Here is a 25,026-nt window from a genome sequence, read left to right as displayed (position 1 = left end):
AAGGTCCTTCGCTGCGCTCAGGATGACAGGCGATTGAAGTACTAATGCACGCGAGATGCTTCGCTGCGCTCTGCATGACCTTTATTTTGCTCATTACTCATTGCTCATTGATAACTGTTCATTGTCCATCCGCGTAAGCCTGAAGTATGAAAATCGGGTATCCCTGCGTGAACGAGGCCATGGATTGCAGCGCGGCCAACACCTTCCGGCTGGCCTCTTACACCGATGAGCGGGTGGTGACGGCCGTGACGGCCAACCTGACCTGCTTGCGCCGGATGCTGGAATGGAACGTGGCCCAGGGCCTGCTCTTTTTTCGGATGGGCTCGGGCATTGTTCCCTTTGGCTCGCACCCCATCAACACCTTTCCCTGGCAAATGCATTTCGTGGCCGAATTCCGGGCCATTGGCGACTACATCAAGGCCAACCACTTGCGCGTAAGCTTCCACCCCGACCAGTTTGTGGTGTTGAACTCGCCCAGCCCAGACATTGTGCAGCGCAGCATTCAGGAGCTGATATACCAGGGCTCGATGCTGGATTTGATGGGGCTGGACGGTACGGCCAAGCTCCAGATTCACGTGGGCGGGCTGTACGGTGAGCGGGAGCTGGCCATCAGCCGGTTTGCCCAGGTGCACGCCACGCTGCCCGACGCGGTGAAGGCCCGGCTGGTGGTGGAAAACGACGACCGGTTGTTTCCGCTGCGCGACTGCCTGCACCTGCACGAGCTGACGGGCGTGCCCATTCTGTTCGACAACTTCCACCACGAATGCCTCAACCACGGCGAACCCATGGCCGAGGCCCTGCGCTTGGCGGCCGGCACCTGGCACCCCATTGCCGACGGCGTGCCCATGATGGATTACAGCTCGCAGGCCCTGGGCGAGCGCAAGGGCAAGCACACCGACGACCTGGTAGACGACTCGTTTCGTGAATTTCTTACCCACCTGCACGGTCTTGACTTTGACATGATGCTGGAAATCAAGAACAAGGAAGCCAGCGCCTTGCGCGCCGTAGCCATTCTGCGCGAGCTGGGCCTAAGCGCGCCCGCTCCCAACCTGCCCATCCCTCCCTTGAACCTGCCCCGCGACCCTGGCACCCCCACCAAGCGTACAAAAGCAGTAGGCGTTAAAAAGGCAGGGGTTTAACTACTCAAATCCTCTGTCATCCTGAGCTTGCGAAGGACCTTATCATGCCTGTGCCCGTTGAGTTACTGCCAACTGTTCGGCGGTGGTAAGGTCCTTCGCAAGCTCAGGATGATAGGAAGTATCCAGCATAAAAACAACTCACTATTTCACCACCTCACCACTTCACCAAATGCCCTCCGACCACCTTCTCGCCACCGTCAGCGCCCTGAAAAACGGCCTCACCAGCCTGCCCCTCGGCTCGGCCATGGACAATACCGAAACCTGGCAGCAGCAGTTTCTGCAAAGCGGCCTGCCCGGCCTGCAGGACATTGCCCGCGAAATCGGCAACCTGCAATCGATGCTGACCAGCGGCAGCCTGAGCGCCCACGCCATCGGCAACTCGCTGACCATGCTCGGCGACCAGACCAGCCAGGTCAGCGCCCATGCGGAAGCCGACCTTAAAAAGCCCCTGACTGAACTCGCCGACCTGCTGCGCCGCCACGGCAGCGACCTGCTGGTGCACGCCGAAAAGAGCAAAAAATAACGGACCCGCCGCAGGCACAACATCAGCCCTTTCGGCCCTTGGGTTACTGGCAAGCGTCCGCAGATGCTGGCCGGCAACTCGTGGGTCGAAAGGGTTTGTTATTTAAATGTATAGCATTGTTTACTAGATAGTTGTTTTTATTCATTGCTTTCTTGGCCAGAAAGCCCGTACTAGGAGTTTTTTACCGCTCAACTACGCGCTTTTACCAAGGCATGACGCAGGAAGAATTACGCTTGACTGATACCGATACGCAGTCAGTAAACTGGAAGAAATTCGGCCCCTACCTCACCGAGCGTCAGTGGGGAACGGTGCGCGAGGACTACAGCGCCAATGGCAACGCCTGGGACCACATCACGCACGACGTGGCGCGCTCCTACGCCTACCGCTGGGGCGAAGAGGGCCTGGGCGGCTTCTGCGACGACCAGCAGCAGCTGTGCCTGAACGTGGCCCTGTGGAACGGCCGGGACAACCAACTGAAAGAGCGCCTGTTTGGCCTCACCAACGGCCAGGGCAACCACGGCGAGGACGTGAAGGAACTGTACTACTACCTGGACAGCACCCCCACGCACTCCTATCAAAAAATGCTGTACAAGTATCCGCAGCAGGCTTTCCCCTACCAAAAGCTGGTGCGGCAAAACGCCCAGCGCACCCGCCTCGACCCCGAGTACGAGCTACTGGATACCGGCATATTTAACGATAGTCGCTATTTTGATGTGTTCATCGAGTATGCCAAAGCCGGCCCCGACGACATTCTGATGCAGGTGACGGTGCACAACCGCGGCGCGCGGCGGGCCAGCGTGCAGGTGCTGCCGCAGCTTTGGTTTCGCAACACCTGGGCCTGGGGCTACGACGAAGAGCGGCCGACGCTGACGGCCACCGCGCCCGGCGCGGTAGAGGCCTACCACAGCGAGCTGGGCCGCTACCACTTTTATTGCGACGAGCGGCCCGATTTGCTGTTCTGCGACAACGACACCAACGGCACCCGCCTCTACGGCTTGCCGGGCGTGGGGCGCTACTTCAAAGACGGCATCAACGACTACGTGGTGGAGGGCCGGACTGCGGCCGTGAACCCGGCGCAACAGGGCACCAAAGTGGCGGCGCACTACAAGCTGAAGATTGGGGCCGGCCAGGCGCGCCGGATACGGCTGCGGCTGAGCAAGGCCGCACTCGGCCGGCCGTTCGAGGACTTCAACACGCTGTTTGCCGCCCGGCTGCAGGAGGCCGATGCTTTCTACGACTGCATTCAGCAGCACCAGCCCGACGCCGACGCTCGCAATGTGCAGCGCCAGGCCTTTGCCGGCATGCTCTGGAGCAAGCAGTATTTTTATTACGACGTGGCGCAGTGGCTCGACGGCGACCCGGCCATGCCGCCGCCGGACCCCAAGCGCCAGCTCATTCGCAACAGCGACTGGCGGCACCTGCACAACGCCGACCTGGTGTCGATGCCTGATAAGTGGGAATATCCCTGGTATGCGGCCTGGGATTTGGCTTTTCACTGCATTCCGCTGGCCATGGTGGACTCCGAGTTTGCCAAAAACCAGCTGCGCCTGCTCACCAAAGACCGGTACCTGCACCCCAGCGGCCAGCTGCCGGCCTACGAGTGGAACCTGAGCGACGTAAACCCGCCCGTGCACGCCTGGGCTACCTGGCGCGTGTACCAGATGGACAAAAAACGGCGCGGCGGCCAGGGCGACAACACGTTTCTGGAAATGGTGTTCCACAAGCTGTCTTTGAACTTTACGTGGTGGGTGAACCGCAAGGACCGCGACGGCCGCAACATCTTCGAGGGTGGCTTCCTGGGCCTCGACAACATTGGCGTGTTCGACCGCTCCGCCCCGCTGCCCACTGGCGGCAAAATGGAGCAGAGCGACGGCACCAGCTGGATGGCCATGTACGCCCTCAACCTGATGCGCATGGCGCTGGAGCTATCCAAGCAAAACCCGGTGTACCAGGAAATGGCCGGTAAATTCTTCGAGCACTTCCTCTACATCGCCGATGCCATGACCCGCGGCGGCGACGGCCGCTTCAACCTCTGGGACGAGGACGACCAGTTTTACTACGACGTGCTGCACACGCCCGACAATGCGCGCACCCGCCTCAAAGTGCGCTCCATTGTGGGCCTGATTCCACTGTTTGCCGTCGAAATCATCGACGACGAGCTGCTGGATGCCATGCCGGCTTTTGCCCGGCGGGCCCGCTGGCTGGTCACCAACCGGCCGCACCTGGCGCAGCTGGTGGCGCGCTGGCAAGAGCCCGGCAAGGGCGCCCGCCACCTCATGAGCCTGGTGCGCCGCAGCCGCCTCAAGGGTCTGCTCAGCCGCATGCTGGACGAAAGCGAATTCCTGTCCGAATTCGGCGTGCGGGCCCTGTCGCGCTACCACAAAAACTACCCCTACGTGTACCGGGCCGGCAAAACCGACTTCGTGGTGCAGTACCTGCCGGGCGAGTCCGATTCCGGCATGTTTGGGGGCAACAGCAACTGGCGCGGCCCGGTGTGGTTTCCCATCAACTACCTCATTGTGGAGTCGTTGCAGCGGTTCTACGCCTACTACGGCGACTCCTTCAAGGTGGAATACCCCACGGGCTCGGGCAACCTATTGAATCTAAACGAGGTGGCCGATAAGCTGGCGGGCCGCCTCACCCGCCTGCTGCTCAAAGACGAGAAAGGCCGCCGCCCGGCATTCGGTCAAAATGAATTATTGCAAACCGACCCGCACTTCCGCGACTACCTGCTGTTTCACGAGTACTTCCACGGCGACGATGGCCACGGCCTCGGCGCCAGCCACCAAACCGGCTGGACTGGCCTGGTAGCCAAGCTCCTGCAGGTTAAGTCGGAAGGAAAAGACGAGCTGGAAAACAGCCATTTCTAAGCAGGACTGTAGAAATGGTTAAAAGTGGCCGTCATGCAGAGCGCAGCGAAGCATCTCGCGTGCCAAAGTAAATCACTTGATTGAATTACTGCCTCACGCGAGATGCTTCGCTGCGCTCTGCATGACGTTTTTCTATTATTGAGTGACGTTGCTGCTGTTGCTGCGGCGCGAGCGGCTGGGCACTACGTCGGTTGACTGCCGGCGGCGGCCCCCGTCTTTGATGATGGGCTGCTCGCGCACGTCGGGCACGGCGTTGGGCGATACTTCGGGCGTGGCGGCCGGCGAAAAGCCCTGGTCCTGTAGCTGGCGCGTGGGCTGGGCGTCGCGGTTGGTAGGGGTGCGCTGCATTTCGGGCGGGCCCTGAATGGTGCTTTGGTTAAGGGCCGGATTCACGGGCGGCACGTTGGTCTGGCCCTGGCTGCCGCCGCGCACCGGCGCCGAGGGGTCGAAGGGAACGGTTTGGGCCTGGGCCGTGGCGGCGAATAGCAGGCTCGCCAGCAGGAAATGCAGTTTCATGGGATGAGCGGAAAGGGGGAGAAAGAAAAAGCCGGTTGTTTCGGGCGAAACAACCGGCTTGAACCTCATACGGCGCTGAGCCGCAAAAAGTTATTACATGGTCGACTTGCTTTTCGTTTTGCTGTTCGACATGTTGCCTTTGGTTTTGGTGCGGCGGCCGGAGGCGCCGTCCCGCATGGTGCCGTCGCCGTTGCGCATCGTGCCCGAGCCGGTATTGGTGGAGCCGGGCGCGGACTGCATAGAGCCGTCGCGCATGGTACCATCGCCGGTGCGGATGGTGCCCGTGCCGCTAGTGCCGGTGGTAGTAGAGCCGGGCGAAGTTTGCATGGTGCCGCCGGTAGTGCCGGGCGTGGTTTGGGCGAAGGCGGCGCTGCTCAGGCCCATGGTCAGGATGGCGGCGAGAAAGAATTTGGGGGTCTTCATCTGAAAAATGTTGGAAATGTGGAAAGGAAGCTGCTGATGCAAGGCAGTGTGGCGCTGCATATTTCCTTACGGCTACACGCCCCCGATTGGTTACAGAAAATGGCTGATTTTTAGAAGTTAACTTTTTTAACCTCAACCATTTAACTTAGAAGTAGCGCTAGAATTATATGTCTGGTTTGTTGGCCCGTTTCCCTGTTAGTCAAAGCATTCTGAAAAAAAGGGCCCACCTTCCGGTAACCTTCCCAGCCTGGCGCGGTGTCCACATCCAAATACCCTAAAAACCCCCGCGTAATCGTTTGGACTCGCTCTCGGATAATGCCTTAATGCTGCGGGTGAAAGCCGGCGACGTCGACCGCATGGGCCTGCTCTTTGAGCGCTACCATCGGCCGCTGTTTGGCTTTCTCTACCACATGCTGGGCCGCGCCGATGCCAGCGAAGACCTGGTGCAGAACGTGTTCTACCGCATGCTGAAGTACCGTCACACCTTCACCGGGGAGGGCGAATTTCGCACCTGGATGTACCACCTGGCCCGCAACGTGCTGGCCGACTACCTCAAGAAAAACCGCCACGCCCGCTACCAAACCGACTTGGATGACGTGGCCGAGTACCTTGGCGGCGGCGCCACGGCCGATGCCGGCCTGGAGCGCGCCCAGGAGGTAGCCACGCTGCATCAAGCCCTGGCGCGCCTTAGCGCTGAGCACCGGGAAGTGCTGGTGTTGAGTCGGTTTCAGGAAATGAAATACGGCGAAATTGCCCAAGTGCTGGGCACCACCGAGGGCGCCGTGAAGGTGCGGGTGCACCGCGCCATGAACGAGCTGAAAACTGCCTACCACCGCATCGAAAACTAACCAACGTGATGAATTGTGAGCATGTCAAAGACCAATTGGTCGATTACCTGAGCGGCCAGCTTTCGGCCCCGGAGCAAGCCGCCCTGACGGCCCATCTGGCCGACTGCGCCGACTGCCGCGAAGAGCTGCAAGCCACCCAGCGGCTATGGCAGGCCATGGGCACCGTGCGCGTGCCCGAACCCGACGAGCACCTGCGGCCCGAGTTTTACGCCATGTTGTCGGCTTTCAAAGATGAGATGAAAGCCACGCCGGATTACTCCCTCAAAGGGCTGTGGCATTGGTGGCTAAACCTGGAGGTGCCCCGGCCCATCCTGCGGGCTGTGTATAGCCTGTGCCTGCTGGGCGTGGGCCTCGCGGGCGGCTATTGGCTGAACCGGCGGCCAGCAACTGCCACCGGCGAGCAGCAGCAAATTGCTGCCCTGGCCACCGAGGTGAGCCAGATGCGGCAGGTGATGGTGCTCTCGCTCATCGACAACCCGTCGGCCACCGAGCGACTGCGGGCCGTGGGCTACACCAAGGACCTGACCGCGCCGAATGCCAAGGTGGTGAGTGCCCTGCTGAGTACCCTCGACCACGATGCCAACGTGAACGTGCGCCTGGCCACCTTGGAAGCCCTGATACCACTGGCCGACGACCCCACCGTGCGGCTGGGCCTAGTGCACTCGCTGGCCCGGCAGGATTCGCCGCTGGTACAGTCGGCTCTGGCCGATGCGATGGTGCAGCTGCAGGAGCGCCGCTCGGTGGCCCCGCTGCGCCGCCTGCTTCAACAGCCCAATCTCGACGAATCGGTGAAAAGTAAAATCCAGCAAAGCATTCACACCCTGCAAACCGGCCAGCCCGCTGCGCCCTCAACTCCCTCTCGCCATGACCAAACCCTCACTTCGCCGCAGCCTGAGCAGCCTGCTACTCGTGCTGTGTAGCGCCGCCGCCTGCCGCGCCCAAAGCAAGGAAGCCACCGAAAAAATCAGCCGGGAATTCACCCTGACGGCTGATGCGGGGAAAAGCACACTGGCCCTCTACAACATCTTCGGCTCGGTGACGGTGCAGGGCTACGCTGGCAACAAGGTGCTGGTAGAAGCCACCAAAACCGTTCGCGCCGACGATGACCAAACCCTGGAAACCGGCCGAAAGGAAGCCCAATTGGGATTCACGCAGCACGGCGACAGCGTGGTGGTGTACCTGGCCGGGCCCTACGACTCGCGCCCCCACGACGACCACAACCGCTACCGCAGCCACAAGGAAATCGACTACCGCTACACGTTCGATTTTGTGGTGAAAGTGCCCTACCAGATGAATCTGCACGTTGGGACGGTGAACGGTGGCTCGATGACAGTGACCGACGTGGCCGGCCCGTTGAACGTGGGCAACGTGAACGGCGCCATCACGCTGCGCAACGTGAAGGGCACCACCAAGGCCCACACCGTGAACGGCAACGTGGACGCCACCTACGCCGCCAATCCGCCCGGCGCGTCGTCCTACCACACCATCAACGGGCAGATTCGGGTGCATTACCCGGCCAGCCTCGGCGCCGACCTGCACTTCAAAAGCATGCACGGCGAATTCCTGACGGACTTTCCGAACGCCGAAATCCTGCCGGCACAGGTAACCAAAAACCAGGAGGGCAAAGGCGGTGGCACGGTCTACAAACTCACCAAAGACACCGCCGTGCGTATCGGCAAAGGCGGGCCCGATTTCCATTTCGAAACCCTCAACGGCAACGTGACCGTGTCCAAGCTCTAGGGCAAACACCCGTCATGCAGAGGCCAAGCCGAAGCACCTCGCGTGCGTCGCGTGTCATCCTGAACAGAGCGAAGGACCTTCTCACGGAAGGGCAATTGGCAGTAATTCCTTTTGGCACAAACGTGAGAAGGTTCTTCGCTCTGCTCAGGATGACAGCCGGTTGACTCACTGCGGTATCGGCATGACTTGTCGCTAAAACTTCCCCCTGCTTACGTTCAAGCAACCCAACCTATTATCATGAATCATTCCCGTCTATTATCCTTCGCATCTGCCACGCGCCGTGCTGCGCTGGCTTTCGTGCTGCTCGGCAGCGCCTTGCCCGGCCGGGCCCAGGACTCCAAAGAAACCCTCACCGTGCCCTTGAGCGCGCCCGGCAAGCCCGGCATTCTGGAAGTGGGCCTGGTTTTCGGCTTCATCCACGTCAGTGGCTACGGCGGCAAAGACGTGCAGGTTGAGGCAGCCTTTCGCCCGAATCAGAACCGCCGCAGCGAAGCCGCGCCCGCCGGCATGAAGCGTTTGTCGTCGTCCAATAACCTGAACCTGAGCGTGGAGGAAAAGAACAACCACGTAGAGGTTTCGACGGAATCGCACACCCAGCCGGTGGACTTAACCATCAGGGTGCCGCGCAATTTCTCGTTGCAGCTCAGCACCGTTAACAACGGCGACATCATTGTTGACGGCGTGAGCGGCGAGCTGGAAGTTTCCAACGTGAACGGTGCCATTCAACTCAACGACGTGGCCGGCTCGGCCGTGGCCAACACGGTGAATGGCAACCTCACCGCCACGTTCAAAAGCGTGACGTCGGGCACACCCATGGCCTTTTCAACCCTTAACGGCAAGGTGGACGTGAGCTTCCCAAGCAACATCAAGGCCTCGCTAAAAATGAAGTCGGACCGAGGCGAAGTCTACAGCGACTTCGATGTGGACGTGGACAAAGCGCCCGGCAAAGTGACGCGCACCACCCAAAACGGCCTCACCCGGCTCAGCACCGACGACTGGACCTACGGCAAAGTGAACGGCGGCGGCGCCGAGGTAATGGTGAAGACGTTCAACGGAAATATTTACCTGCGCAAAGCCAAGTAGGGGAGAAGGGAACTGGCAAAAAATAACAATAAAAAGCACGTCATGCTGAGCGAAGTCGAAGCATCTCTACCGCGAAGAGTAATTATTTACTTCCTCGGTAGAGATGCTTCGACTTCGCTCAGCAGGACGTTCTATAAATACAGCCCTGCCGGGAAAGCTACCGGACCACCACGCGGCTGGTGGCGCCATCGGCCGCACGCAGCAGGTAGAAGCCGGCGGGCAGGCCGCTTAGGTCAAGCTGGTCGGTAGCTACCGGCAGGTGACGCACGGTGCGGCCCAGGCCATCGAGCAGGGCACCGGTTACGGGGCGGCTGAGGCGCACGGCGGTTTCGGGGGCGGCGGGGTTGGGGAAGCTGTAGAGGCTTTCCGGTGCCGCAAGGCCATTTTTAGCGCTGGTCACCGTGCCGCGCAGGCCAATCTGGTACACCGCCACGGTGCTGCTCACTTCGTTGGCCAGCAGCAGCAGGGGCGTACCGGTGGGGCTGTTGGCGGCCGATACGAAGACGATGCCTTCGGGGCCCTGGTCGCCGGTGCCCGTCGTCAGGCTGCGGTTGTTGATGTACTGCACGAGGCGCGGGTTGGTGGGGTCGTTCACGTTCAGGACCACCACGCCGCCCATGCGCTCCATGCTTACAAAGGCATAGGTGGTGTCGCGAATCATGCCGATGGTAGTGCCTTCGGGCTCGGGGCCTTTGTCGTCGGAGCGGTTTTTCCGAACGGGGTTGCCGGTGGTGTTGCTGGCGTTGAAAATGCTGCCAAAGGCCGCGTCGGTGCTGGTGATGCGTTCGAGCAGGTCGCCGCTGTCGTGCACCAGCGCGCCGGTGCCAGCATTGAGAATACTGAACGAGCGGCCGCCAAAGGCATAAATCTGGTCGAAGTCGCCGTCGCCGTCGGTATCACCCAGCTTGTTGGTCACGTTGAGGCGGCCCAGGGCGCTGGCGTTTTTCAGCATGGCGGCCTGCGGAAAAGCCGTGGGGTCGAGCACATAAGCCGCATCGCCGAGGCGGTTGACCTCGCTCATGCCGGTGTATTCGCGGGCGTCGCCCTCGTTAGCCGTGATGAGGTAGCGGCCGCCGCCCAGCGCAGCCGGCAGCTCAAAAGAGGCAATGGCATCGGGCTGGCGCATGCCGCGCACCGGCCAGTTGGCCAGCAGTACGTCGGCGGCCTGGTCCGATGCATCGAGACTGAAACCGGGCTGGCTGTGGTCCTGGTAGCCAATGGGGCGCAGGCTGGTGAATTGCAGCGTGGTCAGGTCGAGCGTGGCCAGGGCGTTGTTTTCCTGCAAGCCAATGTAGGCGGTGCGCGAGTCGGCCGACACGGCCACGTACTCCGGCTCCAAGTCCTGGGCCACGCTGCTGGGCGTGCCCGCCGGACCGCCGTAGATGCGGATGCCGGCCGTGCGCAGGGCGGCAGCCTGGGAGTTGTAAGTACTGAAATCCAGTGTGGTCACGCGGGCCTGGGTTACGGCCGCGATGCCGCCGGTCAGGTCCACGACTGATACTGAGCCGAGCGGGTCGGTGGTGTATGCCGTGTTTGGCTCGCCCTCGTTGGCAGTGAGCAGCTTCAGGCCGTCGGGCGAGAAGGTTATCATGTCGGGCATCGCGCCTACGGTCACTTGCTTGATGAACACCCCGTTCTGGTCGAAGAACACAATGCTGCCATCGGCCTGCGGGTTGGTGCTTTCCACAGCGCAGGCCACCAGCCCGTTGCGCACCGTCACGGAATTGATGCCCCCATACGGGGCCATGCTGATGGAAGCCACCGACGTGAGTGCACCGGGCGTGCTGAAGTTCAGAATGTCCAGCTTGCCCCCGACGGAATTGGCCACGTACAGGCGTTGCGTGGTGGGGTCGTGGGCCACAATTTCGGCCGAGTTGGTGCCGCTCGCGCCGTTTTGGTAGCTGCCCAGCAAGTTCAGGCGCAGGTTGTTGGTGCGGGCCGGGGCTTGCAGGTCGTTGTCCTTTATGAACACCAGAAACTCCGTAGCACCGGCCGTGAGCGTGGCGTTGGTGGGGTTTTGGAGGCGCACCGTGAAGTACTCAGTCGATTCGGCCGTGGCGTCGTCCAGAATGGGTAGTGTGAGGGTGGCCGTGGTGCTGCCCGGCGCGAAAGTCAGCGTCTGGGTGGTGGCGAATGTAAAATCGGAGCCGGCTGTGGCAGTGCCTAGCGGGGCTACAATGGCCTGCACCGTGCTGGCCGTGGCGTTGGGGCTGGCAATGGCCAGGGGCAGCGAAACCGTGCCCGCGTTTTCGGCCACGATGCGCGGCGTGGTGGCGCCCATGAAGCCAATGGTCTGGGCGTGGGCGGCGGTACCGGCCGTGCTCAAGGCTACAAGCGAGGTAACAGAAAAGCGGGAAAAAGTAGTTTTCAGGAACATAGATGAAGACTTGATGAATCAAGGGGCAAAACTATTTGCGTGACGTTACCTTAACATTGCGAGCGTGTTACCGAATCGGAAAGCTGATTTTTGCGACGCCTGCAATTTTTTTTCGAAGCCGCTGTAACGAATGACCTTTGTCCGGGTACTCCCTGCATTCCAACCCTAAACACCTTCCGTGGAAACCACGAGCGACGAAGCACTGATGGCCGCCGTCCGGGCCGATGACCTCGACCAGCTGGTGCCGCTATTTGAGCGCTACCACGGGCCCTTGTTCAATTACCTCACCCGCCTCACCAACGACCGCGAAATCAGCGAAGACCTCACCCAAACCGTGTTCGAGCGCATCCTCAAATACCGCAGCAGCTACCAGGCTACCCAGCCCTTCAAAGCCTGGGTGTACCAAATGGCCCGCAACGTGCACGCCGACCACTGGCAGCGCCAGCAAAAGCTGCGCACCGCCGACGTGGAAGAAGTGGAGCGCACCGGCGGCCTGCGCACTGCGGCTTTCTCGCACATGCAGGCCAGCGGCAGCCACGACGACCTGCACGAAGCCCTGAACCTACTGCCCGTGCCGCAGCGCGAAATCCTGGTGCTGAACCGCTTCCAGGGCTTCGGCTACGAGGAAATCGGCAAGCTGCTGGGCTGCACCGCCGAAGCTGCCCGCGTGAAAGCGCACCGCGCGTTGCAGGCGCTTCGCAAAATCTATTTCGCCTGAAAAAAATAGTTGTTAGTTGCTCGTTGTCAGTTGTTAGTATTTGTGAAAAATGCCTCTTCTGACATACTGCACCGAAAGAAAAACGCCCGCGACTAACAACTGACAACCAACAACCAATAACTAAAATGAAGCCCGAACTATCAGCCTGCCACGAGCTCGAAGCGCTGCTGCCGGCCTACGTCGAGCGTAGCCTGCCGGCCGCCGAGGCCGAGCGCGTGGCTGCTCACCTGCTCAATTGCCCTAACTGCCAGCTTCAGGTAACCCAGCTCCGCGCCCTTTCCGACGACCTGGACACCGCCCTGCCCGAAGTGCCCCGCACCGCCCTGCGCGCCAACTTTATGGCCATGCTGGAGCAGCAAAAAGCGCTGCTGATTCCCGAAGCTGCGTCGGTGGCTGCCCCAGCACAACCCGAAGCCAAAGAAGCCAAAATCGTATCGATGTGGCCCACGGCCGTAGCCAGCAATTGGTTGCGCATCGCTGCCAGCATCGTGCTTGTGGCCGCTGGCGTGCTGCTGGGCCGCAACCTGCACTGGGGCCGCCAGGGGGGCGATGCCCTCGCCGTTGATAGCAAGCCCGCCCAGGTTGAGCTCGCCCAATCCCTCCACGGCGCTACGGCCAGCAACCGGATTCAGCTGGTGACCAATTCGAGCAAGGAATCCGAGCCCGGCGACCCCACGGTGCAGGTGCTGCTCAATACCCTCAATTTCGACGCTAACCCCAACGTGCGCCTGGCTGCCTGCGAGGCCCTCTACCGTCTGCGCGAAGACCCCCGTGTGCAGGAGGGCCTGGTGCATTCGCTGGCCATCCAGACCGACCCCAACGTGCAGATTACGCTGATTGACATGGTGGTTTCGATGCACGTACGCCGCGCCGTGCCCCAGCTCGAAAAGCTGTCCAAGCGCCCGGATGCGCTGCCAGTCGTGCGCGCTCAAGCGGAGGCTGGCATTGGTAAACTGATATAACATGGATGGCAGGCAGTGACGATAAAAGGCCGTCATGCTGAGCACAGTCGAAGCATCTCTACCGTGTGTGCAAGTAATCAATGCCGATTTAACGAAGCGGTAGAGATGCTTCGACTGCGCTCAGCATGACAGTCAGGCCGTTGCAGCCTCCTTTTCCACTCACTCGCTTTTCTCTCCTTTCTTCTGCAGGCGGCGCCGGAAACCGGCGCCGCAACCGGACTTCACTTGCTAAAATTTTCCCTCGATTATGAATAAGTTGACCCTGCTCGCTTTGGCGGGCACCCTCGCGGTTTCGGCCGCGCACGCTCAGGAATACAAGACCAAGCTCGGCGGCAAAGACCGTAAAATTGTGCTCGAAATGCAAGGCAGCGACGTGACTGTGGAAGGCATCGACGGCAACGAGCTGGTGATAAAAGGCAACGGCTTCGAGCCCGCGCCGAAGCGCGCCGAGGGCCTGCACCCCATCTACAACACGGCCGTCGACAACACCAATATCGGCCTTTCGGTGACGCAGGCCGACAACACGGTGCGCATTGTGCGGGCCTCGCGCAAGGATGCCAACTACGTGATTCAGGTGCCGCGCAGCTCCAGCGTGCAATACACCCAGGGCAACTGGAACGGCGGCGACCTGGTGGTGCGCGACGTGAGCGGCGACCTGGAACTGACCGTAAAGTCGGGCGATATGAAACTCATCAACGTGTCGGGGCCGGTGGTGGCCACGGCCGTGAGCGGCGACATTCAGGTGAAATTTGCGCCCATGCGCCAGGGCCCCAGCTCCATCACCACCGTGAGCGGCGACGTGGACGTGAGCATGCCCGCCAGCACCAAAGCCACCCTGCGCCTGCGTTCGGTATCGGGCGAAGTCTACACCGATTTCGACCTGAGCATGGGCAAAGACCAGGACAGCATGCGCCACATCGGCGGGCAGGTGGTGGACGGCACCATCAACGGCGGCGGCAACGCCGTGTCGCTGAAAACCGTGAGCGGCGACATCTACGTGCGCAAAGCGAAGTAGACCGCTTTACGGAAATACTAGAGAAAACGGTCATGCCGAGCGCAGCCGAGGTATCTCGCGTGCTTTAACTAACCTTAATGCACTAGATTACTGCCCCGAGCGAGATGCCTCGGCTGCGCTCGGCATGACATTCTGCTATCCCAACCCACAACTTCCACCTTTCTGCAAAATCCTACTCCCATGCGCCGCGTTCTATTCTTCCTTTTGCTGGTACTCGCTACGGGCGGAATCCAGACGGCATTCGCCCAGAAAATCATTGAAAAAACTGCTGTTTTAGCGTCTAATCAGCGGTTATATCTGAATCTGCGGCAGGCCAGCAGCATTCGCATCCGGGCCGGGGCCGGCGATAAAATGACGCTGAAAGCCTCCGTCAGCATCAACCAGAATCACCTCAATGATGCCTTACTGCTCACCACAGAGCAAACGGGGGAGGAACTGAAGCTGACCGCAGCCTTCGACAAGGAAATGCTGCGCAACGCCGCGCCCGGCGACTGCCCCAACGGCGGCTCGTACTACGGCGATACCTACTACTCGAACGGCAAAAACGACGACCACGACGGCCAGACCCGCGTCCAGGTATGCGCGGTTATCGACTACGAAATCACGGTGCCGGCTGGTGCAAACCTGCGCGTGAGCACCCTCAGCGGCAACATCGACATCGCGGGCTTGACCGGGCCTATCGAGGCCAAGTCGCTGAGCGGCTTTGTGGACGTGGCGTGGCCGGCCGCCCAGGGCGCCGAGCTGGCCCTGAAAACCATTACCGGCGAAGTGTACACCGACCAAGACATTGCGTTCAGCTCGGCGCCGAAGAAAAACCCCATCGTGGGCTACCAGCTGCGCGGCACGCTCAAGGGCAGCGGCCCGCTCGTCAAGCTCGAATCCATCAGCAACGACGTGTATTTCCGCAAGCGGAAGTAACCATTCACCAAACGGGTAGTTTCCCAGCAAAAGGCAGCAGCTCGGGTGCCTTGAGAAAAGACTGTTGTCTGAAAGTCAGTGCCATACACTGGTTTTGAATGCGTGGAAATAGGGGCGCTGCTGGTGTGAATGGTCTGCAAGCCGGCGCACGGGTGGTTGTGGTTTCGGATTGTTCCTGGTGAGTGTGAACAAGCCGAATGGCCCGCCCCATTTTCCCGTTTTGGCGGGCGGCGCTCCGCGTGCCCGTTCTTTGCGGGGCAATTTTTCCATTCTCTCCTTATGGCAGCAAGCACTGCCCCCGAAATTCGCACCGTTGTGCTCACGCGCTACGTGACGCCGCTCCGCGAGGGCGGCTCCCTGCCCGCCCTCATGGAGGCCGATGATGGCTTCCTCTACGTGGTGAAGTTCCGGGGCGCGGGGCAGGGCGTGAAGGCGCTGATTGCCGAGTTGATTGTGGGCGAAATAGCCCGCGTATTGGGCCTGCGCGTGCCGGAGCTGGTGTTTTGCGAGCTGGACGAAAGCTTTGGCCGCACCGAGCCCGACGAGGAAATTCAGGACCTGCTGCAAGCCAGCACCGGCCGCAACCTGGCTCTGCACTACCTCGCCGGCGCCATCACCTTCGATTCGTTGGTGACCACCGTGGCGCCGCACCTGGCCTCCCAGATTGTGTGGCTCGATGCCCTCACGCTGAACGTGGACCGCACCGTGCGCAACACCAACATGCTGATGTGGCACAAAGAGCTGTGGCTGATTGACCACGGCGCGGCCCTCTACGTGCACCACGCCGGCCCCGACTGGGCCGCGCCACGCCCCCGGCCATTTCCCCAGATAAAAACCCACGTGCTGCTGCCGCAAGCCAGCGAGTTGGCCGCCGTTGACATCGAAAGCCGCGCCCTGCTCACGCCCGAAATCCTCCGCGCCATCGTGGCCCTGGTGCCCGACGAATGGCTAACCAACGGCCACGGCACTGCCGAGGAGCAGCGCCAAGCCTACGTGGCCTTCCTCGAAGCCCGCCTGGCTACTTCAGAAACCTTTGTTCAGGAAGCGCAAGATGCCCGAAATGCACTTATTTGAGTACGCCGTACTGCGCGTCGTGCCCCGGGTAGAGCGCGAAGAATTCCTGAACGTGGGCGTCATTGTGTATTGCCGCTCGTTGGGCTTCCTGCAAGCGCGCTTTGAACTACCCGAAGCTAAGCTGCTGGCCGTGGCTCCCGGCCTGGATTTGGAAGAAATAGCCGCCCGCTTGCTGACCTTCGAGCGTATTTGCCAGGGCCGGGCCACCGGCGGCGCCATCGGCCAACTGCCCATTGCCGAGCGGTTTCGCTGGCTCACGGCCACGCGCAGCACGGTGGTGCAGTGCTCGCCCGTGCACCCCGGCCGCTGCCTGGATGCCGGCGAAACCCTGACGCGCCTGCTGACGCAGCTGGTGGAATAGCAAACAAAAGCCGCCATCAACCCAGCGAGCGGGGAGATGGCGGCGAGGTTATAATGCCGATGCAGAAGGTGGCCAAGCTAGTTGGCAGCCATTTTTAGCAGCGGACTGGCCAGCGGCATATACCCCAGGCTTTGCACAGTCAGCCCACCAGCCGATTCCAGCTTGAGCGTGGTGAAGGGCTGGGAAGGGAAAAATAGCTCGGACGCCACGCTCAGCCCACCATCGGCAAACAGCTCCACCGAAGTCGCATCGAAATACAGCGTCACGTCGGCAGCCGGCGCGGTGGCCAGGCGCGGGGTGGTATGCCGGCCTGCAAACTTGGGGCTAAAGGCCGTAGGGCCCGCCTTGCGCCGGTCAATGTAATAGTTTTTGGCCTTGGCATCGTAGCCGAGGCGCAGCTCCTCGCCGGCCGCGTTGCTGAGCACCAGCGCAAAGTCGCGCAACTGCGTGGTGCTCATTTTTACGGAAAACTTATCGCCGTTGAAGCTGAGCTTACTGGTCAGGTCCAGCGGCGTGGCAGTGGCTTTCACGTCTTTGAGCGTGACTCCCGGCTGCGCCAGCTTGGCCAGCTCCTTCACCGGCTGCGAGGTGAGGTAGATTTCGGAGCCTTCCTGGCGCAGGCCCAATTCGCGGGGGATGGTGGTGGCGTTGCGCCAGGGCGAGGTGGGCACTTGGTTGGCGTAGTCCCAGTTGCTCATCCAGCCCAGGAAAATGCGGCGGGCGCCGGTGTTGCTCCAGGTCACGCCGGCGTAGTCGTCGGGGCCGTAGTCGGCCCACTTGGTCTTGTTGTTCAGCGGGGTGAAGTGGTGGCCGTCGAAATTGCCCACGAAGTATTGGGTGCCCGAGCCGCCGTTGGGGCCGCCGGGGTTCAGGTTCACGATGAGCACCCAGTGGGTTTGGCCATTCAGCGTGAGCGGGAACAAATCGGGGCATTCCCACACGCCGCCGTGGGCGCCCAGCTTCACGCCAAACTCGCTTTCCTTGGTCCAGCTTTTCAGGTTGGGCGAGCTGTAGAAGGTGATGCGGTCCTTGGTGGCCAAGGTCATTATCCACTTCTTGGCCACGTCGTTCCAGCTCACTTTCGGGTCGCGGAAGTCCTGGATGCCGGGGTTGGGCAGCACGGGGTTGCCCTTGTATTTCGTCCAGGTTTTGCCTTCGTCGAGGCTATATGCCAGGCTTTGGTACTGGTGTTTGTTGGTTTTCTTTTTCTCCTCGGGGTCGTTGTGATGCGTGAAAATGGCCACCATCGCATTCGGGCCGAAGCCGGCGGTGTTGTCCTTATCAATCACGGCCGAGCCCGAGAAAATCCAGCCCAGCGAGTCGGGGTATAAGGCAATGGGCTGCTCCTGCCAGCTCACCAAATCGCGGCTGGTGGCGTGGCCCCAGTGCATGGGGCCCCACACCATGGCCTTGGGGTAGTACTGGAAAAACAGGTGATAAGTACCGTTGAGGTACACCATGCCGTTGGGGTCGTTCATCCAGTGCGCGGCAGGGCTGAAGTGGTAGCCGGGCCGGTACTGCGGCGTGGCGGGCGGCACGGCAGCCGTGTCCGTGGCGGCTGTTGCGGTGGAGCCTTGGGTAGCCGCCGTGGTTGTGTCGGTGGTTTTGGTTTCCTGGGTGCAGGCAGCTACGCTGGCGGCGGTGAGCAGCAAAAAGAGGACGTTTTTTATCATCACTATCTGGGTGGGAATTGAGGCTATGGGTATTGCGACAGAATTGCCTTAGGCCACCGCCCCCTGCATCAGCGCCTGCACATCGGCTTCGCTGAAAGCGGGCGTAGCGCCCTGATGCGTGGCGACCAAAGCTCCGGCGGCGCAGGCAAAATTGAGGGCATCCTGCGGCGGCTGGCCCGTAAGCCAGCCCTTGAGCAATGCGGCCAAGAAGGCGTCGCCGCTGCCGATGGTGTCCTGCACCTGCACCGCCACGCCGGGCGCGCGGTAAAGCCGGCCGTTGGTCCAGAGCAGGGCGCCGTCGGCCCCGCAGGTCACGCACACGGCCTGCAGGTCGAAGCGCTGGGCCAGCCAAGGCATGGCGGCGGCCGGCTCGGTTGCGGTGCCGAACCATTCCATGATTTCGGCCAATTCGTGGTGGTTCATCTTCACCATGTTGGCTTTGGTGAGCAGGTATTTCACCACCTCGCGGGTGTAGTGCGGGGGGCGCATGTTCACATCAAACACCTTAAACTTGGCGCTTTCGAGCAGGCGGTACAGCGTCTCACGGGTGCCTGCCTGCCGGGCGGCCAGGCTGCCAAACACGAAGGCATCGGCGGTAGCCACGGCGGCTTCTACTTCATCGTCGTAGTGAATGTAGTCCCAGGCTACGGGCTGCACTATCTTGTAGGTCACCTCGTTGGCGTCGTCCACGTTGGCTTTCACCACGCCGGTGAGGTGGGTTTTGCCGTGCTGGATGAGGGCCGTGTCCACACCTTTTGAGGCCACGAAATCGACCAGCTCTGTGCCCAATTCGTCATCGCCCACGCGGCTGATGAAGCGCACGGGCAAACCCAACTGGTGCAGGTGCACGGCCACGTTGAAGGGTGCGCCGCCCGGCTGCTTGCCGGTGGGCAGGATGTCCCAAAGGATTTCGCCGAAGCAGGCAACTATTGGAGACTTAGGGTCTTGAGAACTTGGGAACATGGTTGGAAGGATTTTGACTGATAGATAGCTCGTTCATGCGAAACCTCACCCCCTGACCCCCTCTCCAAAAGAGAGGGGGCACCGGTTCAGCTTCTGACGAAATTCGTCAGGCTCCCCTCTTTTTTGGAGAGGGGCCGTGGGTGAGGTTTTCCGGTAGCGCAGGCAGATAGTTACTGCGCCGTCAGCTCCAGCACTTTGCTGGTCAGCGCGGCCGGATTTGGCCCCGAGGCCAGCACGCCCACTTTCATCAGGTAATCGCCGGAGTAAGTTTGATTGTTCTCAGGGAGGTTGGATTTCGCGCCGGGCATGAGGTTGATTTCCTGTACGCGGTACTGGCGGGCGGGGTCGAGGCCCTGCAGGCGCACCCGCCCAAGCTCCTCGCCGGTGCGCAGGTGCAGGTTGTAGGCGAAGACCACGGCCTGGGTTTGGGTTGGGTTCACGAACATCGAGACGGCGCGGTTGCCCTCGTAGGGCGAGGCCAGCCGGTACAGGTCGCCGTGCCAGATGACGTCGCTCAGGCGTTTGTATTCCCGCACGGCCTGCTGGCTGAATGTCAGCTCGTCGGCCGTCATTTCCTCCACCCGAATGTCGTAGCCCAGGCGGCCCATCATGGCCACATCGGTGCGGAATTTCAGGCTCTGCTGCTTATTCCAGCTCGTGACGTGTGCCGACATGGCAATGCTGGGGAAGAACTGCGAATAGCCCCACTGGATGAAAACCCGCTCGTAGGCATCGGTGTTGTCCGAAAGCCAGAATTCGGTGAAGTAGGGCATGGCGCCGTAGTCGGCCCGGCCGCCGCCGCCGGAGCAGAGCATCATGGGCACATGCGGGTACTTTTGGCGCATCCGCCCAAACACTTTGTAGAGCCCGCGCACGTAGTCGATGTAGAGGTGCGACTGGTCGCGGCCTAGGTACTGCGAGTAGGCGTTGGTCATCATCCGGTTGCAGTCCCACTTAATGTAGGCCAGCTGCGGGTTGCTGGTAAACAGTTCATCCACCACGCCATACACGAAGTCCTGCACCTTCGGATTGGTGAGGTCCAGCACCAGCTGCTGGCGGTAGTAGTGCTCGGGGCGGTTGGGCAATTTCAGAATCCAGTCGGGGTGCTTGGCGTATAGCTCGCTCTTCGGGTTCACCATTTCGGGCTCAATCCAGATGCCGAATTTCACGCCGGCTTTGGTGGCCGTTTGCACCAGATGGCCGAGGCCGTTGGGCAGCTTCGATTTGGCCACCTGCCAGTCGCCGAGGCTGGTGCTGTCGGTGTTGCGCGGGTATTTGTTGCCAAACCAACCGTCGTCGAGCAGAAATAAATCGACGCCCAGCTTGCCCGCGTCGCCAATCAGCGCATCGAGCTTTTGCTCGTTGAAATCGAAGAACGTGGCCTCCCAGTTGTTGAGCAGCGTGAGGCGCTCCTTGGTGCCATCGAGCACGCCGTATTGCCGCGCCCAGCGGTGCAAATTGCGCGAGGCCAGTCCTTTGCCCTGGTGGCTGTAGGTAAAGATGAAGGCCGGCGTTTCGAACTTCTCGTCGGGTTTCAGAGTATATTCGGAGGCGAAGGGGTTCATGCCCGCCATCATCCGCAGGGCGTTGCGGTTATCCAGCTCAAACGAAAACTGGAAATTGCCCGACCACGCCAGCGTGCCGGCCAGTACGTCGCCGGTGGTTTCGGTGGCCTGCTTATCGAGGCCCAGCAGGAACATGGGCGACTGGTACATCTGGGCCCGGCTGCCCAGCTTGCTGTCGATGATTTTGATGCCGCTGGTCAACTCGGCTTCCTGCTGGCGCACCTCTTCAGCCCAGTCGCCGTGGAACTGCGTGAGCCAGTAGTGCGGCGCTTCAAAATGCAGCATGGCTGAGGCGAAGCGGCTCAACACCACCGGCTTCTTCTCGTGGTGACGCACCTCCATCCAGGTTTTGATGAGGTCTTCGGCCGGGTAGGCGCTGAAATGCAGCGTTACTTCCACGGGGTATTTCGGGTCGCGCAGTTCGATGGCCGTGTGGATTTGGCCCTGCGCCAGCGCATCGGTTTTGTGGCTCTTGTAGCGCAGCTCCAGCGAAGGATTCCCATCGTTGTGCACCATCCGAATGGCCGGCTCGAACAGGTTATCCAGCCCCGATGGCACGTAGGCCTGCTGCGTGCTCACGGGCAAGCGGCTCTGGTCGACCGGGCTCAGGCGCTGGCCCAGATAGGTCTGGTACAGGCGCTGCTGGTCGCCCACGGTCAACACTAGGCTGGTGTGGTCGGTTTCGATGACAATGCTGGTGCCGGGCGCGGTTTGGGCCATGCCGGCAATAGTAGTCATCGCGAGGCAACTAAGAAAGAGGAGCAGTCGGAGCATTTATTGGGTGGGAATGGCAAGTAAAACCAGCACGTCATGCTGAGCGCAGTCGAAGCATCTCTACTGCGCAACTAATCAATGCTTTTGCTACGAAGCAGTAGAGATGCTTCGACTGCGCTCAGCATGACGTGCTATTTCGTGCTTACTGCAACTAGTGCAGCACCAGTGCCTTATCGGCTGCTTCCAGCGTGGTGCCCTTCGTCTCGGGCATCAGCTTCAGCACGTAGAGCAGCTGCAGCACCATCATGGCCGCGAAGAAGGCAAAGGTGTTGCCGCCGCCCAGCTTCTCGGCGAAATAGGGGAAGGTGAAGGCAATGGCCGCCGCCATCACCCAGTGCGTGGAGCTGCCCAGCGCCTGCCCTTTGGCCCGCACCGCTGAGGGGAAAATCTCGGAAATAAACACCCAGATAACCGCCCCCTGCGAGAAAGCGAAAAAGCCGATGTACACGAACAGCAGCACCGGTACCAGCATGCCGCCGAACTCCTGCGTGTAGAATGCCCGCGCCACCAGCGCCAGCGTGGCAATAAGCCCGAAAGAGCCCACCAGCATCAACTTGCGCCGCCCAAACCGGTCGATGATGTTGACACCCAGCAAGGTGAAGATGAAATTGACCAGCCCGATGCCCGCCGACGACAGCAACGCCGTGTCCTGCCCCAGCCCCGTCATTTCGAAAATGCGTGGCGCGTAGTAGATGATGGCATTGATGCCAGCCAGTTGGTTGAACATGGCGAAAAGTACCGCCAGCATCACCGGGCGGCGGTACTGCGGCGCCCACAGCGACTCACCGGGGCCTTCCTCGGCGGCGTTGGCGACCAAGATGGTTTGCACGTTTTGCTCGGCCGTGGCCGGGTCGATGCGCTCGAATACGGCGCGGGCTTCGGCGACGCGGTTTTGGCGGAGCAGCCAGCGGGGGCTTTCGGGAATGCGGAACAGCAGCAGGAAGAAGGCAATGGCGGGCACCGCCTGCACACCCAGCATCCAGCGCCAGGCATCGGGTCCGATGTTTTTCAGCAGGTAGTTAGACAGATACGCGGCCAGGATGCCGAACACCACGTTGAACTGGAACATGCCCACCATGCGGCCCCGCGACTCGGGCGGCGACACTTCGGAGATGTACAGCGGCGCCGTGACCGACGACGCGCCCACGCCCAGCCCGCCCAAAAAGCGGAAAATCATAAACGGTACCCAGGCCGGCGACAGCGCCGCCCCCACCGCCGACACCAGGTAGAGCACCGCAATCCAGCTCAGGGTGCGGCGGCGACCCAGCGCATCGGAGGGAATGCCGCCGAAAATGGCACCTATCACCGTGCCAATCAAGGCGATGGAGATGGTGAAGCCGTGCTCCCAGGCGCTGAGGCCCCACACCTGCTGGATGGCTTTCTCGGCCCCCGAAATCACGGCCGTATCGAAGCCGAACAGGAACCCGCCCAGCGCTACCACGATGGACCAGAAGAAGACGTTATTTTTCATTGTAACTGAAGTAAACAGGAACGTCATGCTGAGCGCAGCCGAAGCATCTCGCGTGCCATCACTAATCAATGCGATTGAATTACTACCACACGCGAGATGCTTCGGCTGCGCTCAGCATGACGTTCTTATTTGTCGAAGGTTTCCTATCAATTCCTACCAGCCGTTGTTCTGCTTGTACAGGCCGCGGCTCAGGTTAATCTGGGTGAGCGGAATGGGCAGGTACTCGTCGCGGCCGGCCGTGAAGCGGGCATCCTGCAGGTACTGGCGCTTGGTTTTTTCCTGGGTGAAATAGGTGTTCAGGAACGAGTCGGCGATGCCCCAGCGCACGAGGTCGAAGAAGCGGAAGCCTTCCATGGCGAACTCCATGCGGCGCTCGTAGCGCAGGGCCTGGCGGGCGTAGGCCTGCGTCCAGACGGAAGCCGGATACTGGCCGATGCGGTAGTTAGAGGTGGCTGCGCCGTTGGCCTGCTTCAGCATAGCGGTACTGTTTTGGGCACGGGTCCGAATCTGGTTGATGATGGGCAGGGCCTCGCTGGCGCGGTTCAGCTCAATCAGGGCTTCGGCTTTCCAAAGCAGCACATCGGCGTAGCGGATGATGTTCCAGTTCTTCGAGGTGCTCATGAAGGGCGGGTTTTTCTGGAAGCTCGGGTCGGTGGGCAGCACGGCCTCTTTCATCGACAGGTTGTAGCCGTACACCTGCGGCACACGCACCCACGACTGCTGGAACACGAAGCTGGGGTCGTACTTAAACGGGTGGCCCACAATGGCTACTGTGTGGTCGAGGCGCGGGTCGACGGGGTTGGCCAGGAAATCGGCGGCCGTGGTCAGGTCGCCCGAGGTGTTGAAATCGTTGAAGCGCGGCAGGCCCTGGGCATCGGTTTTGAAAGCGTTGACCAGGTTCTGGCTGGGCTGGTGGAAGGAGCAGCAGCCGTAGTCGGGGTTCATCGGATAGTTCAACTCGTTGCCGCGCTGGGTGCGGCCCTTGGCGGTGCCGTCGTTGCGCGAAAACTGAATCTGAAACACCGACTCCGGCCCGTTATCACCCGTGGTGAGGAAGTTGGTGGCGAAATCGTTGTTCAGCGAAAACTTGCCGGATGCAGCAATCTGGTCCACCAGCGCCACCACTTCCTGCAGCTTGGCCGCGTCGATGCTCGTCACGGCATTGGTAGCGCTTTGGTTGTAAGCCTGGTACAGCAGCGTTTTAGCTAAGTAAGCCTGCGCTGCCCCTTTGGTCGCGCGGCCCACTTCGGGCTGCGTCACCGGCAGGTTGGCCGCGCCGAAGCGGAAGTCGTCGGCAATCTTGCTCCACAGCGCATCGTTGCTCAGGGCCGTGTTCGAGATGGTGTTGTACTGGTCCACCGGCACCGTCTCGTCGATGTAGGGCACGAACTTGAACACTTCTTTCAGCAGGAAATAGAAGTGCCCACGTAGGAAGCGCGCCTCGCCCTGCCGGATGGCCTTGGTGGGCATGGTGCTGGCGTCCACCGTATTGAGGCGGCGCAGGGCGTCGTTGGCCCGCGATACACCGATGAACAATAACGTCCATAAGTCGTTGGTGTTACCGTTGTCGACGCGGTTGAAGGAGAAGGTTTCGTAGAAGTGGAAGCCGTCCACGTCGGCCGTGCCGCCACCACCCTTGTAGGCATCGCCCGAGCGGATGTTGCCATAGGGCCACATCGACGAGTAGGGGCAGTAGAACACGTCGTTGCCAAGCTGCGAGTAAGTCGCAATTACCTGTTTATCAATATTGGTCGGGGTGTTGAGTTGCTCGTCGGTGAGCGTGCCTTTGGGGTCTACGTTCAGAAAATCCTTGTCGGAGCAGCCGACGGAGAGGGTAAGCAGGCCCAGGGATAAGGCGGTGAGTTTAAAGAATTTCATGGGAATTTGAAGGCTTAGGTGGGGAGATGTTCAGGCGGCTAACCTCACCCCCGGCCCCTCTCCCCAGGAGAGGGGAGCCACGGCGGCGCGGGCGTATGGTTTTTCGTCTGCAATCGTCCGGCTCCCCTCTCCCAG

General features: G+C 61.0%; 21 protein-coding genes. 13 read left to right on the top strand and 8 right to left on the bottom strand.

Annotation, left to right across the window (positions count from 1 at the left end; all coding sequences use genetic code 11):
- Window positions 1-146 precede the first annotated feature (146 nt).
- The 3 genes from uvsE (at window position 147) to JKL48_RS13915 (ending at window position 4,532) form a co-directional block, all read left to right on the top strand.
- The gene (gene uvsE, locus JKL48_RS13925; protein WP_201983487.1) at window positions 147-1,139 is read left to right on the top strand and encodes a UV DNA damage repair endonuclease UvsE; all 993 of its coding nucleotides are present in this window, start codon (window positions 147-149) and stop codon (window positions 1,137-1,139) included.
- A gap of 169 nt (window positions 1,140-1,308) precedes the next feature.
- Window positions 1,309-1,662: a hypothetical protein gene (locus tag JKL48_RS13920; RefSeq protein WP_201983485.1), complete on the top strand. Its 354-nt coding sequence runs from the start codon at window positions 1,309-1,311 to the stop codon at window positions 1,660-1,662.
- A gap of 212 nt (window positions 1,663-1,874) precedes the next feature.
- Entirely contained in the window at window positions 1,875-4,532 is a 2,658-nt protein-coding gene (locus JKL48_RS13915) for an MGH1-like glycoside hydrolase domain-containing protein (RefSeq protein WP_201983483.1), read from the top strand.
- A gap of 135 nt (window positions 4,533-4,667) precedes the next feature.
- Here the strand turns inward: JKL48_RS13915 and JKL48_RS13910 are convergent, their stop codons facing one another.
- Together JKL48_RS13910 and JKL48_RS13905 are read right to left on the bottom strand one after the other, a co-directional pair.
- Window positions 4,668-5,048, bottom strand: coding sequence for a hypothetical protein (locus JKL48_RS13910; protein WP_201983481.1), 381 nt, complete (start codon window positions 5,046-5,048; stop codon window positions 4,668-4,670).
- A gap of 93 nt (window positions 5,049-5,141) precedes the next feature.
- Window positions 5,142-5,471: a hypothetical protein gene (locus JKL48_RS13905; protein ID WP_201983479.1), complete on the bottom strand. Its 330-nt coding sequence runs from the start codon at window positions 5,469-5,471 to the stop codon at window positions 5,142-5,144.
- A 323-nt stretch (window positions 5,472-5,794) separates the two neighbouring features.
- Between JKL48_RS13905 and JKL48_RS13900 the strand changes: the two genes are divergently transcribed.
- The 4 genes from JKL48_RS13900 (at window position 5,795) to JKL48_RS13885 (ending at window position 9,142) form a co-directional block, all read left to right on the top strand.
- Window positions 5,795-6,319 carry an RNA polymerase sigma factor gene (locus JKL48_RS13900; protein ID WP_201983495.1) on the top strand — a complete coding sequence of 175 codons (525 nt, stop codon included), beginning with the start codon at window positions 5,795-5,797 and terminating at the stop codon, window positions 6,317-6,319.
- Between the two features lie 8 nt (window positions 6,320-6,327).
- The gene (locus JKL48_RS13895) at window positions 6,328-7,239 is read left to right on the top strand and encodes a zf-HC2 domain-containing protein (protein WP_201983494.1); all 912 of its coding nucleotides are present in this window, start codon (window positions 6,328-6,330) and stop codon (window positions 7,237-7,239) included.
- Window positions 7,184-8,059 carry a DUF4097 family beta strand repeat-containing protein gene (locus tag JKL48_RS13890; protein ID WP_236668798.1) on the top strand — a complete coding sequence of 292 codons (876 nt, stop codon included), beginning with the start codon at window positions 7,184-7,186 and terminating at the stop codon, window positions 8,057-8,059. The genes JKL48_RS13895 and JKL48_RS13890 overlap by 56 nt, the downstream gene beginning before the upstream one ends.
- 237 nt (window positions 8,060-8,296) lie before the next feature.
- The gene (locus tag JKL48_RS13885; protein ID WP_201983478.1) at window positions 8,297-9,142 is read left to right on the top strand and encodes a DUF4097 family beta strand repeat-containing protein; all 846 of its coding nucleotides are present in this window, start codon (window positions 8,297-8,299) and stop codon (window positions 9,140-9,142) included.
- 157 nt (window positions 9,143-9,299) lie between these two features.
- Here JKL48_RS13885 and JKL48_RS13880 read toward each other — a convergent pair whose 3' ends face one another.
- Window positions 9,300-11,519, bottom strand: a complete 2,220-nt coding sequence (locus JKL48_RS13880; RefSeq protein ID WP_201983476.1) for a choice-of-anchor I family protein — start codon at window positions 11,517-11,519, stop codon at window positions 9,300-9,302.
- 178 nt (window positions 11,520-11,697) lie between these two features.
- Between JKL48_RS13880 and JKL48_RS13875 the strand changes: the two genes are divergently transcribed.
- The 6 genes from JKL48_RS13875 to JKL48_RS13850 all read left to right on the top strand — a co-directional run bounded on the left by JKL48_RS13875 (window position 11,698) and on the right by JKL48_RS13850 (window position 16,567).
- Entirely contained in the window at window positions 11,698-12,237 is a 540-nt protein-coding gene (locus JKL48_RS13875) for an RNA polymerase sigma factor (protein WP_201983475.1), read from the top strand.
- 125 nt (window positions 12,238-12,362) lie between these two features.
- Window positions 12,363-13,199 (top strand): zf-HC2 domain-containing protein, encoded by an 837-nt coding sequence (locus JKL48_RS13870; protein ID WP_201983474.1) that lies wholly within the window; start codon window positions 12,363-12,365, stop codon window positions 13,197-13,199.
- Between the two features lie 247 nt (window positions 13,200-13,446).
- Window positions 13,447-14,214: a DUF4097 family beta strand repeat-containing protein gene (locus tag JKL48_RS13865; RefSeq protein WP_201983473.1), complete on the top strand. Its 768-nt coding sequence runs from the start codon at window positions 13,447-13,449 to the stop codon at window positions 14,212-14,214.
- Window positions 14,215-14,394: 180 nt separating this feature from the next.
- Entirely contained in the window at window positions 14,395-15,132 is a 738-nt protein-coding gene (locus tag JKL48_RS13860; protein WP_201983472.1) for a DUF4097 family beta strand repeat-containing protein, read from the top strand.
- Window positions 15,133-15,411: 279 nt separating this feature from the next.
- Window positions 15,412-16,206, top strand: a complete 795-nt coding sequence (locus JKL48_RS13855) for a HipA family kinase (protein ID WP_201983470.1) — start codon at window positions 15,412-15,414, stop codon at window positions 16,204-16,206.
- A complete protein-coding gene (locus JKL48_RS13850; protein WP_201983468.1) occupies window positions 16,184-16,567 on the top strand; it encodes a DUF3037 domain-containing protein in 384 nt (127 codons plus the stop codon). Before JKL48_RS13855 ends, JKL48_RS13850 begins: the two co-directional genes overlap by 23 nt.
- 77 nt (window positions 16,568-16,644) lie before the next feature.
- Here JKL48_RS13850 and JKL48_RS13845 read toward each other — a convergent pair whose 3' ends face one another.
- The 5 genes from JKL48_RS13845 to JKL48_RS13825 all read right to left on the bottom strand — a co-directional run bounded on the left by JKL48_RS13845 (window position 16,645) and on the right by JKL48_RS13825 (window position 24,891).
- Entirely contained in the window at window positions 16,645-18,240 is a 1,596-nt protein-coding gene (locus JKL48_RS13845; RefSeq protein WP_201983466.1) for a glycoside hydrolase family 32 protein, read from the bottom strand.
- Between the two features lie 48 nt (window positions 18,241-18,288).
- Complete coding sequence (locus tag JKL48_RS13840; RefSeq protein ID WP_201983465.1) at window positions 18,289-19,203, bottom strand: carbohydrate kinase family protein; 915 nt, start codon at window positions 19,201-19,203, stop codon at window positions 18,289-18,291.
- Window positions 19,204-19,373: 170 nt separating this feature from the next.
- Window positions 19,374-21,506: an alpha-galactosidase gene (locus JKL48_RS13835; protein ID WP_236668797.1), complete on the bottom strand. Its 2,133-nt coding sequence runs from the start codon at window positions 21,504-21,506 to the stop codon at window positions 19,374-19,376.
- Window positions 21,507-21,693: 187 nt separating this feature from the next.
- Window positions 21,694-23,013, bottom strand: a complete 1,320-nt coding sequence (locus JKL48_RS13830) for a sugar porter family MFS transporter (protein WP_201983463.1) — start codon at window positions 23,011-23,013, stop codon at window positions 21,694-21,696.
- 153 nt (window positions 23,014-23,166) lie between these two features.
- Window positions 23,167-24,891: a RagB/SusD family nutrient uptake outer membrane protein gene (locus tag JKL48_RS13825; RefSeq protein WP_201983462.1), complete on the bottom strand. Its 1,725-nt coding sequence runs from the start codon at window positions 24,889-24,891 to the stop codon at window positions 23,167-23,169.
- Window positions 24,892-25,026 lie beyond the last annotated feature (135 nt).

It is taken from the genome of Hymenobacter rubidus, assembly GCF_016734815.1.
GTDB lineage: Bacteria > Bacteroidota > Bacteroidia > Cytophagales > Hymenobacteraceae > Hymenobacter > Hymenobacter rubidus.
The sequence above is the reverse complement of the archived record's forward strand: the minus strand, read 5'-3'. Positions and strand labels throughout refer to the sequence as shown.

What these genes read in the sequence shown, in the direction of transcription:
- JKL48_RS13910 (WP_201983481.1), bottom strand. Translation starts at nt 5,048, where the DNA reads ATGAAACTGCATTTCCTGCTGGCGAGCCTGCTATTCGCCGCCACGGCC.
- JKL48_RS13850 (WP_201983468.1), top strand. Translation starts at nt 16,184, where the DNA reads ATGCCCGAAATGCACTTATTTGAGTACGCCGTACTGCGCGTCGTGCCC.
- JKL48_RS13885 (WP_201983478.1), top strand. Translation starts at nt 8,297, where the DNA reads ATGAATCATTCCCGTCTATTATCCTTCGCATCTGCCACGCGCCGTGCT.
- JKL48_RS13905 (WP_201983479.1), bottom strand. Translation starts at nt 5,471, where the DNA reads ATGAAGACCCCCAAATTCTTTCTCGCCGCCATCCTGACCATGGGCCTG.
- JKL48_RS13840 (WP_201983465.1), bottom strand. Translation starts at nt 19,203, where the DNA reads ATGTTCCCAAGTTCTCAAGACCCTAAGTCTCCAATAGTTGCCTGCTTC.
- JKL48_RS13835 (WP_236668797.1), bottom strand. Translation starts at nt 21,506, where the DNA reads ATGACTACTATTGCCGGCATGGCCCAAACCGCGCCCGGCACCAGCATT.
- uvsE (WP_201983487.1), top strand. Translation starts at nt 147, where the DNA reads ATGAAAATCGGGTATCCCTGCGTGAACGAGGCCATGGATTGCAGCGCG.
- JKL48_RS13880 (WP_201983476.1), bottom strand. Translation starts at nt 11,519, where the DNA reads ATGTTCCTGAAAACTACTTTTTCCCGCTTTTCTGTTACCTCGCTTGTA.
- JKL48_RS13915 (WP_201983483.1), top strand. Translation starts at nt 1,875, where the DNA reads ATGACGCAGGAAGAATTACGCTTGACTGATACCGATACGCAGTCAGTA.
- JKL48_RS13845 (WP_201983466.1), bottom strand. Translation starts at nt 18,240, where the DNA reads ATGATAAAAAACGTCCTCTTTTTGCTGCTCACCGCCGCCAGCGTAGCT.
- JKL48_RS13920 (WP_201983485.1), top strand. Translation starts at nt 1,309, where the DNA reads ATGCCCTCCGACCACCTTCTCGCCACCGTCAGCGCCCTGAAAAACGGC.
- JKL48_RS13860 (WP_201983472.1), top strand. Translation starts at nt 14,395, where the DNA reads ATGCGCCGCGTTCTATTCTTCCTTTTGCTGGTACTCGCTACGGGCGGA.
- JKL48_RS13855 (WP_201983470.1), top strand. Translation starts at nt 15,412, where the DNA reads ATGGCAGCAAGCACTGCCCCCGAAATTCGCACCGTTGTGCTCACGCGC.
- JKL48_RS13830 (WP_201983463.1), bottom strand. Translation starts at nt 23,013, where the DNA reads ATGAAAAATAACGTCTTCTTCTGGTCCATCGTGGTAGCGCTGGGCGGG.
- JKL48_RS13895 (WP_201983494.1), top strand. Translation starts at nt 6,328, where the DNA reads ATGAATTGTGAGCATGTCAAAGACCAATTGGTCGATTACCTGAGCGGC.
- JKL48_RS13825 (WP_201983462.1), bottom strand. Translation starts at nt 24,891, where the DNA reads ATGAAATTCTTTAAACTCACCGCCTTATCCCTGGGCCTGCTTACCCTC.
- JKL48_RS13865 (WP_201983473.1), top strand. Translation starts at nt 13,447, where the DNA reads ATGAATAAGTTGACCCTGCTCGCTTTGGCGGGCACCCTCGCGGTTTCG.
- JKL48_RS13900 (WP_201983495.1), top strand. Translation starts at nt 5,795, where the DNA reads ATGCTGCGGGTGAAAGCCGGCGACGTCGACCGCATGGGCCTGCTCTTT.
- JKL48_RS13870 (WP_201983474.1), top strand. Translation starts at nt 12,363, where the DNA reads ATGAAGCCCGAACTATCAGCCTGCCACGAGCTCGAAGCGCTGCTGCCG.
- JKL48_RS13890 (WP_236668798.1), top strand. Translation starts at nt 7,184, where the DNA reads ATGACCAAACCCTCACTTCGCCGCAGCCTGAGCAGCCTGCTACTCGTG.